This window comes from Rhizobium sp. KDH_Rht_773_N (genome assembly GCF_052946295.1).
Genome location: NZ_JBRFNB010000002.1, coordinates 1,116,731 through 1,134,080, shown reverse-complemented (window position 1 = coordinate 1,134,080; position 17,350 = coordinate 1,116,731). Strand labels below are relative to the sequence as shown.

General features: G+C 61.7%; 14 protein-coding genes. 3 read left to right on the top strand and 11 right to left on the bottom strand.

All coding sequences use genetic code 11. The features are described 5' to 3' along the window. Positions 1–150: 150 nt before the first annotated feature. The 10 genes from dhaL to ACU8HS_RS27075 all read right to left on the bottom strand — a co-directional run bounded on the left by dhaL (position 151) and on the right by ACU8HS_RS27075 (position 11,360). Positions 151–798 (bottom strand): dihydroxyacetone kinase subunit DhaL, encoded by a 648-nt coding sequence (gene dhaL / locus ACU8HS_RS27120; RefSeq protein WP_112570729.1) that lies wholly within the window; start codon positions 796–798, stop codon positions 151–153. 14 nt (positions 799–812) lie between these two features. After that, a complete protein-coding gene (locus ACU8HS_RS27115) occupies positions 813–1,808 on the bottom strand; it encodes a dihydroxyacetone kinase subunit DhaK (protein WP_112570731.1) in 996 nt (331 codons plus the stop codon). A 22-nt stretch (positions 1,809–1,830) separates the two neighbouring features. After that, a complete protein-coding gene (locus tag ACU8HS_RS27110) occupies positions 1,831–2,601 on the bottom strand; it encodes an SDR family oxidoreductase (RefSeq protein ID WP_112570733.1) in 771 nt (256 codons plus the stop codon). A 58-nt stretch (positions 2,602–2,659) separates the two neighbouring features. Then, positions 2,660–3,646, bottom strand: a complete 987-nt coding sequence (locus ACU8HS_RS27105; RefSeq protein WP_447016105.1) for a substrate-binding domain-containing protein — start codon at positions 3,644–3,646, stop codon at positions 2,660–2,662. 93 nt (positions 3,647–3,739) lie between these two features. Further along, entirely contained in the window at positions 3,740–4,816 is a 1,077-nt protein-coding gene (locus ACU8HS_RS27100) for an ABC transporter permease (RefSeq protein WP_447016104.1), read from the bottom strand. Next, positions 4,785–6,263, bottom strand: coding sequence for a sugar ABC transporter ATP-binding protein (locus ACU8HS_RS27095; RefSeq protein ID WP_447016103.1), 1,479 nt, complete (start codon positions 6,261–6,263; stop codon positions 4,785–4,787). The genes ACU8HS_RS27100 and ACU8HS_RS27095 overlap by 32 nt, the downstream gene beginning before the upstream one ends. Positions 6,264–6,631: 368 nt before the next feature. Continuing rightward, positions 6,632–7,615 (bottom strand): ABC transporter permease, encoded by a 984-nt coding sequence (locus ACU8HS_RS27090; protein WP_447016102.1) that lies wholly within the window; start codon positions 7,613–7,615, stop codon positions 6,632–6,634. Beyond that, the gene (locus ACU8HS_RS27085) at positions 7,612–8,607 is read right to left on the bottom strand and encodes an ABC transporter permease (protein ID WP_112570741.1); all 996 of its coding nucleotides are present in this window, start codon (positions 8,605–8,607) and stop codon (positions 7,612–7,614) included. Before ACU8HS_RS27085 ends, ACU8HS_RS27090 begins: the two co-directional genes overlap by 4 nt. Then, positions 8,604–10,142: a sugar ABC transporter ATP-binding protein gene (locus ACU8HS_RS27080; protein ID WP_447016101.1), complete on the bottom strand. Its 1,539-nt coding sequence runs from the start codon at positions 10,140–10,142 to the stop codon at positions 8,604–8,606. Before ACU8HS_RS27080 ends, ACU8HS_RS27085 begins: the two co-directional genes overlap by 4 nt. Before the next feature lie 78 nt (positions 10,143–10,220). Continuing rightward, the gene (locus ACU8HS_RS27075) at positions 10,221–11,360 is read right to left on the bottom strand and encodes a sugar ABC transporter substrate-binding protein (RefSeq protein WP_447016100.1); all 1,140 of its coding nucleotides are present in this window, start codon (positions 11,358–11,360) and stop codon (positions 10,221–10,223) included. Positions 11,361–11,594: 234 nt separating this feature from the next. Here ACU8HS_RS27075 and ACU8HS_RS27070 point away from each other — a divergent pair, with 234 nt between their 5' ends. After that, positions 11,595–12,617: a LacI family DNA-binding transcriptional regulator gene (locus ACU8HS_RS27070; protein ID WP_113414532.1), complete on the top strand. Its 1,023-nt coding sequence runs from the start codon at positions 11,595–11,597 to the stop codon at positions 12,615–12,617. 27 nt (positions 12,618–12,644) lie between these two features. On the opposite strand, the gene ACU8HS_RS27065 is transcribed toward ACU8HS_RS27070, so the two are convergent. Further along, positions 12,645–14,948 (bottom strand): FdhF/YdeP family oxidoreductase, encoded by a 2,304-nt coding sequence (locus ACU8HS_RS27065; RefSeq protein WP_447016099.1) that lies wholly within the window; start codon positions 14,946–14,948, stop codon positions 12,645–12,647. A 246-nt stretch (positions 14,949–15,194) separates the two neighbouring features. Here ACU8HS_RS27065 and ACU8HS_RS27060 point away from each other — a divergent pair, with 246 nt between their 5' ends. Both ACU8HS_RS27060 and ACU8HS_RS27055 read left to right on the top strand, forming a co-directional pair. Then, positions 15,195–15,782 (top strand): ANTAR domain-containing response regulator, encoded by a 588-nt coding sequence (locus ACU8HS_RS27060; RefSeq protein ID WP_112570751.1) that lies wholly within the window; start codon positions 15,195–15,197, stop codon positions 15,780–15,782. Positions 15,783–15,819: 37 nt separating this feature from the next. Then, complete coding sequence (locus tag ACU8HS_RS27055) at positions 15,820–17,103, top strand: CmpA/NrtA family ABC transporter substrate-binding protein (RefSeq protein WP_377312727.1); 1,284 nt, start codon at positions 15,820–15,822, stop codon at positions 17,101–17,103. The last annotated feature ends 247 nt before the right edge of the window (positions 17,104–17,350 follow it).

The following is a 17,350-nucleotide window of genomic DNA, read 5'->3' as shown; positions in this document are numbered from 1 at the left end:
TGCCTGGTTTCTCCTCGTCTGCGATCGACGGCGAAGATGAGCGCAAAAGCCGCGGTTTTCAACGTGCCTCCGCCCGATTGTTCCCGGCCGCCGAAGCGGCCGGGAGGTGCGGCAAGGGAGGATCGCGGGCTCTCACCAAAGCCCGATCTGTCAGGCGGGCTGAAGCCTGGTTTCCACGCCGCCCGCCAGCGACTTCAGGATCAGCGCGCAAGACGTCGCGCCGGCATCGAGCACGCCGAGCGAACGTTCGCCGAGCCGGCTTGCCCGACCGATCTTGGCGACGAGATCACGCGTGCTGTCCCGTCCGGCCTCGGCAGCCGCGACCAGCGCCTGAAGCGCCTCGCCGAAGGATTTGCCGCCGGCGACAGCCGTATCGAATGCGTCAATCGCCGGCACCAGCGTGTCGAGCAGGGTCTTGTCGCCAACCTTGGCCGAGCCGATCGCCTGAATGCCGTCGAGCCCGTTGTGCAGCATGGTGCTGAAAGTCGCCGCATCGATGCGATCGGACTTTTCGATCGTTTCGGCGAACTGCGTGAACATCACGCCGTAGAGCGGCCCCATCGAACCGCCGATCTCCGTCATCAGCACCGTGCCGAGCGTGTCGAGCGCTTCCGCCAGTGACATGTCCGCGCCCTTGATCCGCTCGGCCGCCATGCCGAAACCCTTGGCCATGTTGACGCCGTGGTCGCCGTCACCGATCTTGCCGTCGATTTCGCTCAGATAGGCGCGGTTTTCGATGATCCGGTCTGCCAGCGACAGAACGATATCGCCCGATTTGGCGTTCTGGAATTGCTGCATTCGCCTACCTCCCCTCAAAGCATCGCCGGGCACTGGACATCGACATCCAGCAGCCGCTTCAGCTCGTCGTCCAGCGCCATGACGGTCAGCGTCGCGCCGACCATTTCCAGCGATGTAAAATAGTTGCCGATATAGACTTTGTGGATCTTCAGCCCGCGTGCGGCAATCTCGGATTCGATCGTGTCGTGGAGGATATAGAGTTCGTTGAGCGGCGTGGCACCGAGACCCGAGACGATCACCGCAACTTCGGTCCCGGAAGCAAGCTGGTGATCATCGAGCACGATCTTCGCCATCTCCTCGGCAACCTTCTTGGCCGATTTCAGCGGCTCGACGCGCACGCCGGGCTCGCCATGGTGGCCGATGCCGACCTCCATCGTGCCGGGTTCGATGGTGAAGTTCGGATGGCCGACCGACGGCAGCGTACAGGGGCCGAGACCGACGCCGATCGAACGGCAATTGTCGATCGCCTTCTGCGCCGTCGCGCGGACCTCTTCGAGGCTTGCGCCTTCGGCGGCCCTTGCCGCGCCGCACTTCCACATGAAGATCTCGCCGGCAACGCCGCGGCGCTTTTCGCGCTCCTCGGGGCCTGCGGAACACACGTCGTCATTGGCGACGACGGTGGCGATCTCGATGCCTTCCTTCGCCGCCAGCTTGATCGCCATCTTCACGTTCATGTTGTCGCCGGCATAATTGCCGTAGAGGCAGACAACCCCTTTGCCGCCATTGGCTTCACGCGCCGCATCAAGGAAGCTCTTTGCGGTTGGCGAGGAGAAAAGCTCTCCGATGGCGACGGCATCCAGCATGTTGCGGCCGGTATAGCCGATGAAGGCCGGCTCATGACCCGAGCCGCCGCCGGTGATGACGCCCACCTTGCCGGAGACCGGCGCATGACGGGCCGCGACGACACGGGGATTTTGTGCCGATAGCCTGACGATATCGGCATGGGCCTTGACGAAGCCCTTGACGGTATCCTCGACGACCTCATCCGGATTGTTGATAAACCGCTGCATAATAGTTCCTATCTCCCGCGCGTCAGATAATGGTGTAGCCGCCGTCGACCAGAAGGTCCGCGCCGTTAATCATATCGGCACCGTTTGAAGCCAGGAACACCGCAGCCGCCGCAATCTCTTCGGGAAACGCGAAACGGCCGGACGGAATACGCTGCTTCAGCGCCTCGCCGCGCGGGCCGTCCCAGGCCTTCCTGCCAAGGTCGGTCAGGACGACGGTCGGAGAGATCGTATTGACGGTGATACCATGCTTGCCCCATTCGGCGGCGAGCGTCTTGGAAAGGCCGATAACGCCGAATTTCGAGGCGCAGTAGGCGACATGCTGATCAATGGCGACGGTACCTGCCTGCGACGCCATATTGATGATCTTGCCGCCCTTGCCCGCCCTGATCATGGCGCGGCCCGCGGCCTGGGAGATCAGGAACGTGCCCTTGAGATTGATCGCGATCGTCTTGTCCCAGGCATCGAGGCTAAGCTCTTCAGCCGGAGCGAGCATGACGACGCCGGCGCTGTTGACCGTGATGTCGATGCTGCCGAACGCAGCCTCGACGCCGGCAACCACCTTTTCGACCGATTGCGGATCCGACACATCGCAGACGAAGGACTTCGCGCCATTGCCAAGCTCTTCGGCCTTGGCCCGCGCCACCGATTCATTGATATCGACGACGGCAAGGACGGCGCCCTTGGCAGCCATGGCGGATGCGATGGCGCTGCCGATGCCGGATGCGCCGCCCGTAACCAGAGCGACCTTGCCGCTCAGGGAAAAGTTGAGGTCAACCTGTTTGGAATCAGTCATGGCTCTTTCTCGAACGCTCGGGGTTTGGGGCGGGAGATGATTCCGCCCCAGGGAGGGATCATTTGCGGGTCGACAGCAGCCGGTCGACGTTTTCGGCCGTCACCGGGGTCCACGGAACATTGTAGGTCTTATCCTTGCCGTCGTTCCACGGCATATCCTTGTAGGTGGTCCAGATATCGGATTCCGGCTTGTAGTCGCCTTTCCTGGCATTGTAGATCGCCAGATCCAGAGCGCCTTGCGCCTGGGCGCGGGCATCCTGCAGGATCGAGGTCATTTCGCCGGCCTTGACCGCACGCAGCGCGTCGGTGACGCCGTCGATACCGGCGATGGCGAAGCTCTTGACGTCGAGACCGGCGGCCTTGATCGCTTCAATGGCGCCAAGGGCCATTTCATCGTTCTGGCCGATAATGCCGTTGATCTGGTTCGGGTGGGCCGTCAGCCAGTTTTCCATCAGCGTCTGAGCCTCCGCGCGCGACCAGTTTGCCGTCTGGTCCTCGAGAACCTTCACATCCGGGCACTCGGCAAGCGCCTTCTTGTTGCCCTCCAGACGCTGGATCTGCGCCGACTGGCCGACCGGGCCTTCGATGATGACGACATTACCCTTGCAGCCGATCTTGTCCAGAACGCTCTTGGCTTCCAGATAGCCCGACACCGTATCGTCGGAGCCGACATAGGAGGTCAGCTGATCGGAATTGACGCGGGTGTTGGAGCCGATGACCGGAATGCCGGCATCAACAGCCGACTGGACGGCGGCCGCCCCTGCATCGACATCGATCGGCGCAAAGATGATGGCGTTGTACTTCTGGGTGATCATCGTCTTGAACTGATCCTGCTGGACCAGCGCATCATAGCGGCCATCGAAAACCGTCAGTTCGACTTCGCCGCTCTTGACCGCCGGATGGTCCTGCAGGGCTGCCGTCCAGATCTGCATGAACTCCGCGTTTAGGCCGTAGGGAGCTGCGCCGATCTTGATCTTTTCCTGGGCTGCGGCAGACGTTGCCAGCAGCGCCGTTGTCGAAGCGAGCGCAATCAGTAGCTTTCTCATTATCATTTCCTCCACTTTGGGTTTAGGCTGCCGGCATGGCTTGCCTGTCTGACGGGGCGGCGGGCCGCCTGCCCCGAATTTCTGCTGTCGAATTCAGGCTCCGAAATTCCGTTTCTGGTCGAGCATGACGGCGCCGACGATCAGCGCGCCCTTCAGAACCTGCTGGTAGTAGGACTGGATACCCATCAGATCGAGGCCGTTGTTCATGACGCCGATGATGAGCGCGCCGATCAGCGTTCCCGTCACCCGGCCGACGCCGCCGGAAAGGCTGGTGCCGCCGATGACGACCGCGGCAATCGCGTCCAGCTCGTAGGCGACACCGGCCTGCGGCAGGCCCGAGCCGGTACGGGCGCTGAGCAGGATGCCCGCAAGCCCTGCAAGGCCACCCGAGATGACATAGACGGTAAAGCGTATACGGTCGGTATTGATGCCCGAAGTCTTGGCCGCATGGGGATTGCCGCCGACGGCGTAGATATAGCGGCCGAACCGCGTGCGGTTGAGGATCCACCAGGAAACCGCGAAGACGACCGCAAGCACGATGACGGGCGCCGGAATGCCGAACACATCGCCGGTGCCGATCCAGCGGAAGGCGGGCGTGAGCGCGGGAACGGGACGCCCGCCGCCATAGATCAGGGTCATGCCGCGGGCCGCCGAAAGCATGCCGAGTGTCGCGACGAAGGCCGGTACCGAGAAGCGCGAGACGATCGCGCCCGAGATCGAGCCGCAGATGATGCCGACCAGCACGCCGACCGCCAAACCGATCGCGACCGGATAGGGCGAGCCGATGACACCGGCCGTTGCCGAAGTGGTGGCAAAACTGGCGCTGACGATGCCGGCAAGTGCGACGACCGAACCGACCGACAGATCGATGCCGCGCGTCAGGATCACGAAGGTCATGCCGATCGCCAGCACGCCGTTGATGGAGGTCTGCAGCAGAACGTTGGAGATATTGCCGCCGGTCAGGAAGAATTCGTTCGAGAACGAGAGAATAACGACCAGGAGCAGGAAGGCGAGAAAGATGCCGTATTCCTGCACGATCAGACGCCGCTGTTCGCTCTTGAACCAGCCGCCCGCACTCTTGTTGTCATTCACTGACACTGCCTGCTCCTCTGCTGCCGGACGAACGCCCTGACCCTGGTCAGGTTGATAAGTGGACGAGTGATTGGGCATTCGTCTCCTCCCGGCTGTATATTCCGGCGCTCTTGCCGCCACGCATCACCATGATGCGGTCCGACATGCCGAGAACTTCGTCGATTTCCGATGAGATCATCACCACGGTGCCGCCGCCTTCGGCGAAGTCGCAGATGATGCGGTAGATTTCGCGCTTGGCGCCGACATCGACCCCGCGTGTCGGCTCGTCCAGCAGCAGGACCTTGGGGTTGCGCAGGAACCATTTGCCAAGCACGACCTTTTGCTGGTTGCCGCCGGACAGGCCCGATACCGGCATGGTGTCGCGCGCCGCCTTGATCTGAAACTGCTCGCGCATACGCCGGCTGGCATCTGCCTCCTTCGCATGGTCCATGGCAAAGGCGGGGCTCAGCTCCGGCAGGCTCGCCATGCAGATATTGGCGCGGACGGAATCAGACAGGTTGAGCCCTGTCTGCTTGCGATCCTCCGTCACCAGCGCCAGCCCGTGCGCCATGGCGTCGGATGGCTTGGAGATGGAGACCGGCGCCCCATCGACCGCGATGCGCCCCGCGGACGGCTTGTCGAGGCCGAAGAGGCAGTTGAAGATTTCCGTGCGGCCGGAGCCCATGAGCCCATAGATGCCGAAGATCTCGCCCTTGCGGGCGGCAAAGGAAATATCCTCGATCTTGTTCGGGCAGGAGAGCGCGCTGACCTCCAGACCGATATCCGCAGTCGGCATGTTGGTCTTGACGTATTCCTCGGCAAGTTCCCGCCCGACGATCATGCGGATCAGGCTTGGCCGGTCGATCTCCGACAAGGCGCCTGCGCCGACAAAGGAACCGTCACGGAAGACGGTGTAGGAATCGGCTATCTGGAAGATTTCCGAGAGGCGGTGGGAAACGTAGACGATGCCGCGCCCCTGCGCCTGCAGACGGCGGATCGCTGCAAACAGCTGCTGGGCTTCACGCTCGCCGATAGCCGACGTCGGCTCGTCCATGAAGATGACTTCGGCATCGTGGCTCAGAGCCTTGGCGATTTCCACCAGCTGCATCTGCGCGACCGAGAGATTCATCATGTACTGGTTCGCGCGGATATCGAATTCCAGTTCGTCCAGCAGCTTCTGCGCTGCCCGGTTCATGCTGCGAAAATCGATGCCGCCGAAACGGGCGGACGGCTCGCGACCGAGATAGATGTTCTCGGCGACCGTCATGTGCGGGACCGGGCTCAGCTCCTGCTCGATAATGGCGATACCGGATGCGAGCGCATCGGCCGGACCGGAGAAATCCACCTCGCGACCGCGCCGGCGGATCGAGCCGGCATCGCGCTTGTGGATACCCATCAGGATCTTCAGGAAGGTCGACTTGCCGGCACCATTGCCACCGCAGAGCGCGTGGACCGAGCCGGCGCGAAGTTGGAAGCGGCCGTCGCGCAGGGCTGCGACGCCGCCAAAGGACTTCTTGAGCCCCTCCACTTCCAGCAGAAATTCCACGTCAGTTTCCTCCACGCATACATCCGGCGAACCCATTCCGGTGCGCCGCTCGGCACAGGGAACCTCCGCCCAATGCCGATGCTGACAATATTCAATTGCAGTTCGACAAATGTCAAGCGTCGCATAATCATATAAATGTCAGAGCGCCAAAGAACCGGAGCAGCACTGAAAAGTGATGCAAATTCAATTCGTTGAACAGAGAAGCAGCGAGCAGGAGGAACCGCCGGTGAAAATCGCGGCCGGGTCGGCGGTGCCGACAAGGACCGCCGGATGTCGCCGCCTCGCATGCTGCCGGACGGTCCGTCGCCATCGCGACGAACCCGAGCGCGCCGGGTTTTATGGCGAACGTAGAAAAAGGCTGAGCCTGGTCAGAAGACCTTCTGCCGCCCATAGAGCAGCAGCATGCCGATAATGACCGCACCATAGATGAGCTGGCGGCCGGCCTCCTCGATCTGCATGACCGAGAGAATTGACTGCAGCAGGGTGATCAGGATGACGCCGGCGACAGTCCCGAGGTAAGAACCCTTGCCGCCGAGCACATGCGTACCGCCGAGCACGACGGCAGCAATCGACGGCAGGAGATAGGCGTCGCCCATGGACTGCGATGCTTTCGAGGCATAGCCGGCGAGAAGAACGCCGCCGAGCGCACTGAGGCCGCCGGAGATGACGAAGGCGAACAGGGTGATCCGGCGCGTGTTGATGCCGGACATATAGGCGGCACGTTCACGGTTGCCGATCGCGTAGAGCGCCCGGCCGAATGTGGTGCGCGTCAAAAGAAAGACGGCAAGCAGGCCGACAACGAGCCACACGAGAACGCCGTTCGGAAGCCCTGGAATGGCATAGCCGGTGGCCAGAAATCGCATGGCGGCAGACGCCGAATCCTGCGGCGAGAAGCCCCCGGTATAGACGACCATCAGGCCCTGGGCGACCGCATTGGTGGCAAGGGTAATGATCATCGAGGGAATGCGCAGATAAGCGACGGCAATGCCGTTGACGACACCGATCGCAGCACCGCAGAGGATGCCGAAGGGAATCGCAAGGATTGCGCCCGTCGTCCCGTAGGCGGTGGCGGCACAGGCCATCATCGCTCCCGTCGTCACGACCCAGGGCACCGACAGATCGATCTGCCCAAGCAGAATGACGGCCATCATGCCGGTGGCGATAACACCGAGGAAGGAAGCCACCTTCAATTGCTGCAGCAGATAGTCGGGCGACAGAAAGTTGGGCGAATAGAGCGAGCCGCCGAGAAGCAGCAGGATGATGCATCCGAAGGCGATCGCCACCGCCGGATCGACGCCGCGCAACCGGGCGGGCACGGGAATTTGCCGCATGCTGGAAGCATCCTCGCTCATTGGAACCACTCCAGACGGTTGCGAACGCGCGACAGGCCGAGAGAGCCGATGCTGACCGCCAGCATCAGGACCACACCCTGGAAGAGCGGCTGCCAGAGCGGGTCGAGATCGAAGACGAACAGCAAATCGCCGATCGTGCGGAAGGCAAGCGCACCGAAAACGGCGCCGACGGCACTTCCCCTGCCGCCCGCAAGCGACACCCCGCCGAGCACGACTGCGGCGATCGAATAAAGCGTATAGGCGTTGCCGCTCGCAAACGCCGCCTCGCCCGTGTAGGAGAAGAAGGTCAGATAGAGCCCGCCGATCGCAGAGAGCAGTCCCGCCAGCGCGTAGGCAGCAAGCTTGGCCCGTTTCACCGGCATGGCCGACATGTAGGCTGCGTTTTCGGCCGATCCGACCGCATAGGCGGCGCGACCGAAAACGGAACGGCTGAACGGCACCCATATCACCAGCACGACAAGGGCGAGCACGGCAAGGCTTGCCGGCAGGATGCCGAAAAGCTTCGACGTGAAGGCATCGGCGAGGTCCTCATTGACCGAGCCGCCGGGTGTCGGCCGCAGCAGCAGCGCTAGGCCGTAAAAGACCGCGCTGGTCGCGATTGTCGTGACGATCGGCTGCAGCCGGCCGAAAATGATGACGAGCCCGTTGAGCAGGCCGCAGGCAAGGCCCGTCAAAAGCACGGCCGCGACGCCGAGCCCGGTCTGCAGCGGCGTTCCGACGACGAGCCAGGAGGCAAGGCAGTTGCACAGGATCAGGATCATGCCGACCGAAAGGTCGATGCCAGCCGTGATGACGACAAAACATTGGGCCATTGCCACAAAGGCCAGCAGCGTGGCCTTGTTGGCAGCCGTCTGCACCACATTGGGCGTGAAGCCGGCCGGATGGTTCGAGACGTAGATGATGAACATCAGGACGAAGAGAAGCGCCGCAAGAAGCGTGCCCTTCTGCTGCACATACCAGTAGCGCCATTCGCCGGCTGCCTGCTCGCTCATTGAACCATCCTTTGCTGCGCATCACCGGCAGCGATGTTGAGGGCGGCACTCACCAGCTCGCGCTCGTTGATCTCGTCTCCCTCGAGAATGCGGATGATACTGCCGTCATACATGACGAGTACACGGTCGCAGCAGCCGACCAGCTCGTCATAATCGGTCGAATAGAAGATGATGGCCGCACCCGCGTCGGCAAGCTTGCGCAGCAGGGCGTAGATCTCCTGTTTGGTGCCGACATCGATGCCGCGGGTCGGATCGTTGAGCAGGATGATGCGCGGGCGGTTCATCAGCCATTTGGCGATCACCACCTTCTGCTGGTTGCCGCCCGAAAGCGAGGCGACAGGCATATCGATCGTCGCCGCCTTGATTCCCAGGAGCTTCACAAGTTCGTCGATCTCGTGCAGTTCCGCGGCGCGGTCGATCACGCCGTTGCGCGAAACGCGGTCGAGTGCGGCGATCGACAGGTTTTCGCGCACGGTCATCGGCAGCATCAAGCCTTCGGTCTTCCGATCCTCCGGAATCAGCGCCATGGACACGTGGCCGGATTTTGCCTCGCCGGGACCCTTCAGCGCCACCGGCCTGCCATCGATCGCCACCTCGCCCTTGAGGTCGCGCAGCACGCCGAAAAGCGCAAGGAGCAATTCGCGCTGCCCCTGCCCGTCCAATCCGCCAAAACCGACGATCTCGCCGGGCCGAACATCGAAATTGATGCCGGAAAGCCGACCGCCCCAGGAGAGATCGCGGCAGGAGAGAACCGGCGGATCTGCCATCGACTGCATCGGCTTGGGTGGGAAAACGTTGGTATATTCGCGACCGATCATCAATTCTACCACCTGCTGGTCGCTCTTGCTGCCGGCCGGGTAGGATTCGATGCTGCGGCCGTTGCGGAAGACCGTGCACTCATCGGCGAGTTCCGCAATCTCATGCATGCGGTGGGAGATATAGATCAGCGCCATACCTTCGGCACGAAGCTGCTTCACGACGCCGAAGATCCTCTCGACATCCGATTGCGTCAGCGCCGAGGTTGCCTCGTCGAGGATCATCAGCCGCGGTTTGCGGGCAAGCGCCTTGGCGATTTCCACCATCTGGCGGCGCGAAAGCGGCAGGTCCTTCACGAGCGAGGACGGGTGGATATCGGCAGCCCCTGCGCGGGCAAGCGCCGCTTCGGCGATCTGGCGCTGCCGCCTGCGGTCGATCATGCCGAAACGCAGCGGCGGATTGCTGATGACGATGTTATCGGCCACAGACAGATCGGGAATAAGCGACAGTTCCTGGAAAACACAGACGATACCGGCGGCATTGGCGGCAGCCGGCGTCAAGAACGACACCTCGTTCCCGTCGAGCAGCATCCGCCCCTCATCGGGCGCGACAACACCTGCCATGATCTTGATGAGGGTCGATTTGCCGGCGCCGTTTTCACCGAGCACAGCATGGATCGCACCCGGTCGCACGGCAATATTGGCATCCTTCAGCGCAACCGCGCCGCCATAACGTTTCGATATGCCTTCCAGGCGCAGAAGCGGTTCGGAAAGGATCATGCATCCAGCCTCCATTCGGTCGCGTCGAGATCGAGACCACGGGCGCGAACGCCCGCGGTCATCTCCGGATGGCGGCGCTTACTGGTTTTCCTTGGTCTGCCCCATGATTTCCTGCGCGGTGAAATTGATGCCGCAGGTCGGGAAGGAATTGCCGACGAAAAAGTTGTCGGATTCCTTCGGATAATAATCCTGGCCTTCCTTGAAATCAGGATCGGAGACGAGTGCCGTCGGCAGCTTGACGGCCTGCGGAACGACCTGACCTTCAAGTGCTGCGATTGCGGTCTTGATGGCGACGGCAACCTGTGCCGGGCCAGTACCGGCCGACGAACATTTCAGGCCATCGGCCGCATGGGCGGCGCAGAATTTGCGGAAGCCGTTCTCCGTCTCGCCACCAAAGGGCACGAAGGGATGTTTCGCGTCGATCATCGCCTGCACGACGCCGGTATCCCCGCCCTGCGCGGTGATGCCATCGAACGGGCCATTGGTGGCGATCGCATCGGCGGTCGCCTTCTGCGCGACGCTATCGTCCCATTTGCCGACGACTTCGGTAACGGTGAATTTCTTGCCGGAAGCGTCCAGCGTTTCGTGAATGCCGTTATGGCGGTCCGTATCGACCGAGGTGCCCGCGACACCGCGCACTTCCAGGATCTTGCCGCCTTGCGGCAGGTGCTTCACCAGCCATTCGGCCCAGATGACGCCAAGCCCTTTCTGGTCGACATTGACGTTGATCGCATCCTTGGTGTCGAGGATGTTGTCGAAGGCGACGAGAACGACGCCGGCCTCCTTGGCGCGCTTGATGACCGGGCCGAAGGCTGTCGGATTCTGGGCGTTGACGACAACGGCGTCATAGCCGGCGTCGATGAAGTTGTTGATCGCCGAAATCTGCGCTGGAACATCCTCGCCGGTCGAGACGACCTTGAATTCCTTCAGCTTGGCGGTGACGTCGGGCTGGGCGGCATAGGCCTTTGCGGTCTGCACCATCTGGATGCGCCAGGTATTGGCGATGTAACCGTTGGCAAGCGCGATGCGGTAAGGACCATCCTTCTTCGGATATTGCAGGAACTGGGTTTCTGCCGACCACGGAACCATGCAGTTCGGGTCGGCGGCGGGACCGGATACGACCTTCGGCTCCGCCATGGCCGTGCTGCAGAGCAGAGCAAACGCCGACGCGGAAAACGCGGCGACACGGGCCATCTTCGCTTTCTTCACTTTGAGCATTGAATGCCTCCTCCTCAGGCGGACAAGGCCGCCCCTCCTGAAATCTTGTTGGCATGCTGATGCCGGAAGGCTCCATCCCATCCTTTTCCGGTACAATTTGAGCGTAACATAGTTGACAGCGCTGTCAAATCGGATTTGCTAGCGCTGTCAACTATGGTGGTCGAGAAGAAATATTTCGCAATTGCGAGATAAATCACGGATATGGATGAATTTGCTGTATAAAGCGAGAAGACAATGCGAAGAATAACCTTGGATGACGTGGCCAATCTGGCCGGCGTCAGCCCGATCACAGTTTCAAGAGTGCTTCGCAAGCCCGACGCGGTCTCGCAGGCGCTCCAGCGGCGCGTCCATGCCGCCGTCCAGGAACTCGGCTATGTGCCGAATATAGCAGCCAGCCGACTTGCTTCGTCACGCACGCACGCAATCGGCGTCATCGTGCCAACGCTCTACAACGTCATCTTCGCCGAATACCTTTTCGCGCTGCACGACGTGCTTGTCGGCGCGGGTTTCCAGGTCATCGTCGTCAACAGCCGCTACTCCGAGCAGGAAGAGGAGAATGCCGTCAAGGTGCTACTCGGCCAGCGGGTCGAGGCGATCATCATCGCCGGCATTCATCACACACCGCTTGCCCGCCAGCTTCTGACCCGCGCGCACCTGCCGGTCGTCGAGACGTTCGAGCTTTCGCCCGACCCGATCGATCTCAATATCGGCATGCTGCAGGATCGGGCCGGGCAGGCGGCGACACAGCACCTCATCGACCGCGGTTTCCAGCGCATCGCCTTCCTTGCCGGCAATCTCGACCACCGCGCCCAGTCCCGTTTCGACGGTTATCGCCTGGCGATGCGGGAGGCAGGTCTGCAAGACCTCGAAATCGTCACCCACCGGCCGCGGCACAGTTCGGTTGCGCTCGGCTCCGACCTCCTGACCCTGATGCATGAACGCGGTGACAGGCCCGAGGCGATCTTCTGCACGGACGACAACCTCGCGCTCGGCGCCATGCAGGAGTGCCGCAAGCGCGGCATCCGCGTACCCGGCGATATCGCCATCATCGGCTTTCACGATCTCGAATTTTCGGCCTGCGCTTCACCGTCGCTTTCCTCGATCGTCACGAGGCGCTTCGAGACGGGCAAGCTTGCCGCCGAAAAAGTGCTGGCGGCCCTCGATTCCACAGGCCGCCAACCGCCGAACCAGATCGACCTCGGCTTCGAGGTGATCGCCCGCGAGAGCACGGGCATCAGCGACACGGTTTCGCACTAAACCTGTCCGGGATTGCGCGCACACGCTTCATGCGGCGGCCTGAATCCCGCTCTTGGCGATCACGACGGGAACGCCCTTGTAGCTTGGCGTCCCCGATTTGCGGTCATAGTGGTCGAGCGCGATGACGGCATTCATTTCCGGATAATAACCGGCCACCGAGCCGGCGGGGATATTGTATTCGACAGCCGTGAAACCGATCACGGTCTTGCCGCTGCCGTCGCCGGCGGCCGATCGAATATCGATCCTGTCGCCATCGCGCAGGCCGCGTTCGGCGAGGTCCCTGCTGTTCATGAAGATGACGTCGCGGCGGCCGAAAATTCCGCGATAGCGGTCGTCGAGCCCATAGACCGTGGTGTTGTATTGGTCGTGGCTGCGCAGCGTCGTCAAGACCAGTGTCGTCGGGTTCTTCAGGCGGGGATCTTCATCCAGACCGGGAGCAACCAGAAAGTTTGCCTTGCCGCTTGCCGTCTTCCAGACACGATAGGCTGCCGGCACGTCCAGCCGGAAGCCGCCACGGACCCGCACACGGCTGTTGAATTCGTGGAAGTCGGGAAAGACCACTTCAATCTTGTCGCGGATGCGATCGTAATTGGCGACGAGCCCATTCCAGTCAATGCCGTATCTGGCACCCAGCGTCGCCTTGGCAATGCCGGCAATGATAGCGGGTTCGGACTTCAGGAGTTCACTCGGCGGCTTCAGGAAGCCGCGCGAGGCGTGCACAATCGACATGGAATCTTCCACGGTCACGGCCTGCGGGCCGGACGCCTGGGTGTCGAGGTCGGTGCGTCCAAGGCAGGGAAGGATAATCGAAGTCTTCGCCGTCAGAAGATGCGAGCGATTGAGCTTCGTCGCAATGTGGACGGCAAGATCGAGCTTGCGCATGGCCTCGAAGGTGACATCGGGATCGGACATGGCGACGGCGAGGTTGCCGCCGAGGCAGATCAATGCCTTGGACCGACCGGCAGCGATCGCTTCGATGGATTCGATCGCGTTATGGCCCTTCTTGTCGGACGGGCGGAAGCCGAAGGCGCGCTCCATGCCGTCGATCAACGCCTTGTTGGGGATCTCGGTAATACCGACGGTCCGGTCGCCCTGCACGTTGGAGTGACCGCGCAGCGGGCAGAGGCCGGCGCCGGGGCGGCCGACATTGCCGCGCAGCATCAGGAAATTGGCAAGCTGCTGGACGTTCGCCGTTCCGTTGGCGTGCTGGGTAATGCCCATGCCGTAACAGAGAATGACATTGCGGGCGTTGAGGTAGACATCAACGGCGCTGTTCAGCGCCTCCATGGTCAGACCGGAGACGCCGAGGATATCGGCCCAGCTCGCCTTTGCGAGATCCTCCTTCAGGCCGTCGATGCCGACGGTATGTTCGGCAATGAAAGCCCGATCAAGCACACCCCCGCCGCCGGCAGCGAGATCGGCCGCGTCGCGCTCGAAGATCAGCTTCATCAGCCCCTTGAGGGCGGCAAGATCGCCGCCGGTGCGGACCTGGTGATAGGCCGACGCAATGCGCGTCGAAGAGAGCGTTACCATTTCCACCGGGTTCTGCGGCGCGGCGAAACGCTCGAGCGCCCGCTCCTTCAGCGGGTTGAAGACGACGATAGGGACGCCGCGACGCGAGGCCTCATGCAAGGTCGTCATCATGCGGGGGTGGTTGGTTCCGGGATTGTGGCCGAAGCTGAAGATGGCATCGGCGTGATCGAAATCCTCGAGCGTCACCGTACCCTTGCCGACCCCAAGCGACAGCGGCAGGCCGACGCTCGTTGCCTCATGGCACATGTTCGAACAGTCGGGAAAATTATTCGTGCCATAGGCCCGCACGAAGAGCTGATAGAGGAACGCCGCCTCGTTGGACGCGCGGCCGGAGGTGTAGAACTCGGCCTCGTCGGGGCTGGCAAGCTTGTTCAGTTCCGCGCCGATCAAGTTGAAGGCATCATCCCAATCGATCACTTCATATTTGTCCGTGGCACTATTGTACTTCAGCGGATGCGTCAGCCGGCCCTGGTCCTCGAGCTTGTGATCGGTCCATCCCCACAGTTCGGAAACCGTATGTTCGCCAAAGAATTCCGGCGCGACACGCCGGGCAGTCGATTCCCAGGTAATGGCCTTTGCGCCATTTTCGCAGAACTCGAACGAAGACGTATGCTTGGGATCCGGCCAGGCACAGCCGGGACAATCAAAACCTTCCGGCTGGTTTGCCTTGAGCAGAGTGGCACTGCCCTGTGCGACGATCTGCTGATGCTTCAGTGTTTTCGCCACCGCTTTCAGGGCATCCCACCCCCCTGCTGGATGCTCGTAGCTCTCCACTCCGTCCGGACGTTCATCGCTCATCTTCGCTCTCCGTCTTCAAGATCGGCCGACGATAACAGCGATGGATCGGGCCGGGCATTATACTGAGGCATAGGTAGAGCTGACGCTGGCGGGCCAGGGACGTTGCGCGGCTTTCGCGACGGTGTCTCCTGCGGGAGATTGCACATATAGGCGGCAAATTGCCTATTGTTTAATCAGTGAACTAATATGCCTAAAAATTTGCCTTTATGGCTTGTGCGTTTTGCTGCGCTGCGTCATAAATGAAGCATGAGCCGGCTCGATCTGACCATTCTTGTGATCGATGAAAATACCATTCGCGCTGCCATCATCGAAGAGGGGCTGCGGGAGGCTGGCCATGCGCGCGTGACGGTCATTCACGAAGTCCAGGGCGTGGCGCGGATCATCGACACGCTGAGGCCCGACGTCATCATCATCGACATCGAGAACCCCAACCGCGACATGATGGAGCACCTGTTCCAGCTGACGCGCACCGTCGGCAGGCCGATCGCCATGTTCGTCGACCGTTCCGACACTGCCTCAATTGAGGCTGCGGTGGATGCCGGCGTTTCAGCCTATATCGTCGACGGCTTGAAGAAGGAGCGCGTCAAACCCATTCTTGACATGGCGGTCAGCCGCTTCAACGCCTTCAGCCGGCTTCAGCGCGAACTTGCCGATGCCAAATCGGCGCTTGAGGAGCGCAAAGTGGTGGAACGCGCCAAGGGCATATTGATGAAGATGCGCGGCCTGTCGGAGGAAGAGGCGTTTGCCCTGCTTCGCCAGACGGCGATGAACGAGAAGAAGAAAATGTCCGAAATCGCCCAGAGTGTCGTAACCGCAGCGGGACTTTTGATGTGATGACGGTCTGGCATGCCGATGCCCGGAGGAAGCCGGAGTGAACATGATGACGAAGAACCTCCACCTCGGCGGCGGCCTGCCCGCTCCCTCGCGCCTCGCCGGCGAAGGCGACAGGACGCTTCGGGCTGGCTTCATTCCGCTTGTGGATGCCTCCGTGCTGATTGTTGCCGCCGAATTCGGCTTCGCACGGAAGGAAGGCCTGACGCTTGATCTCGTCAAGGATGTCTCCTGGGCCAATGTCCGCGATCGCCTCGCCTTCCGGCAATTCGACATCGCCCACATGCTCTCGCCGATGCCGGTTGCTTCCATGCTCGGCCTTGGCTCCAATCCTTCGCCGACGATCACGCCTTTCTCGCTCGGGCGCGGCGGCAACGCGATTACGCTTTCGACCCGCCTGTTCGACAGGATGCGCGATACGGTCGGCCTTTCAGAGACCGCCAGCGCCCTGGAAAACGCCAGGGCGCTCTCCAGAATTCTGGCCGACATCAAGGCACGCGGCGAGCCGCTGCCGACCTTCGGCGTCACTTATCCCTTCTCCTCCCACAATTACGAATTCCGCTACTGGCTCGCCGCCGGCGGGATCGACCCGGACAAAGACGTCAAACTTGTCGTCGTGCCGCCGCCGTTGACACCGGATGCACTGGCGGCCGGCGCAATCGACGGGTTCTGTGTGGGCGCACCATGGAACATGGTTGCCTCGCAACTCGGGGTCGGGCGCATCGTCGCCGCCAAGCAGGACATCTGGCCCTCTGCGCCGGAAAAAGTAATCGGCATGCGGCCGGACTGGGCCGACAGCCATCCGGAAACAGTCTCCCGGCTGATCGTCGCGCTCGATGCGGCCGCACGCTGGTGCGACCAGCCGGAAAATCACGACATGCTTGCCGAAGCACTGGCGGATAGCCGTTACATCGCCGCCCCGGTGGAGATCATCCGCCATGTGCTGGCAGGCGAATTCAGTCTCGACGCGAAGGGAAACCAGCGTGTCATCGACGATTATTTCATGTTCCATGCGGGCTTTGCCAACTATCCGCGCACCAGCCAGGCGCTCTGGATCTACAGCCAGATGATCCGCTGGGGCCAGGCGGAACTCGGCCTCAACCCTGCTCGCGCCGCCGCCTCGGCCTATCGCCCGGACCTCTATCGGGCAGCCCTCGGAGAAGGCAGTGCGCCTGATGATGCGGACGTGCGCATCGAAGGCACGGACGAAAATGACCGTTTCATGGACGGCCATGTTTTCGATCCGTCCAAACTGCCGGATTATATTGCAGGCTTTGCCGTCAGGAGCGCCCTGCCCTTCGCCCCCGGCAACGATGAGGTCTGATCTCCTGTCAACCTGCACAAAAGGCCGCCATGGACATGCGTCCGACGCACGAGAGCGCACAAAAGATTTGCACAAATGACAGAAGCTCGAAAAACGCGCAGGCGGCAGGATTCCAAAAAATTCTTCAAATTCAACAGACTAGCAAAATATTCGGAAACTGGCACATGACTTGCTTGGTTATTGGTGCACCGATCAAAGGCGATCGGAGCAGGATGAGCGCAACAGGCGCCCGTTAGAGACACAGCAG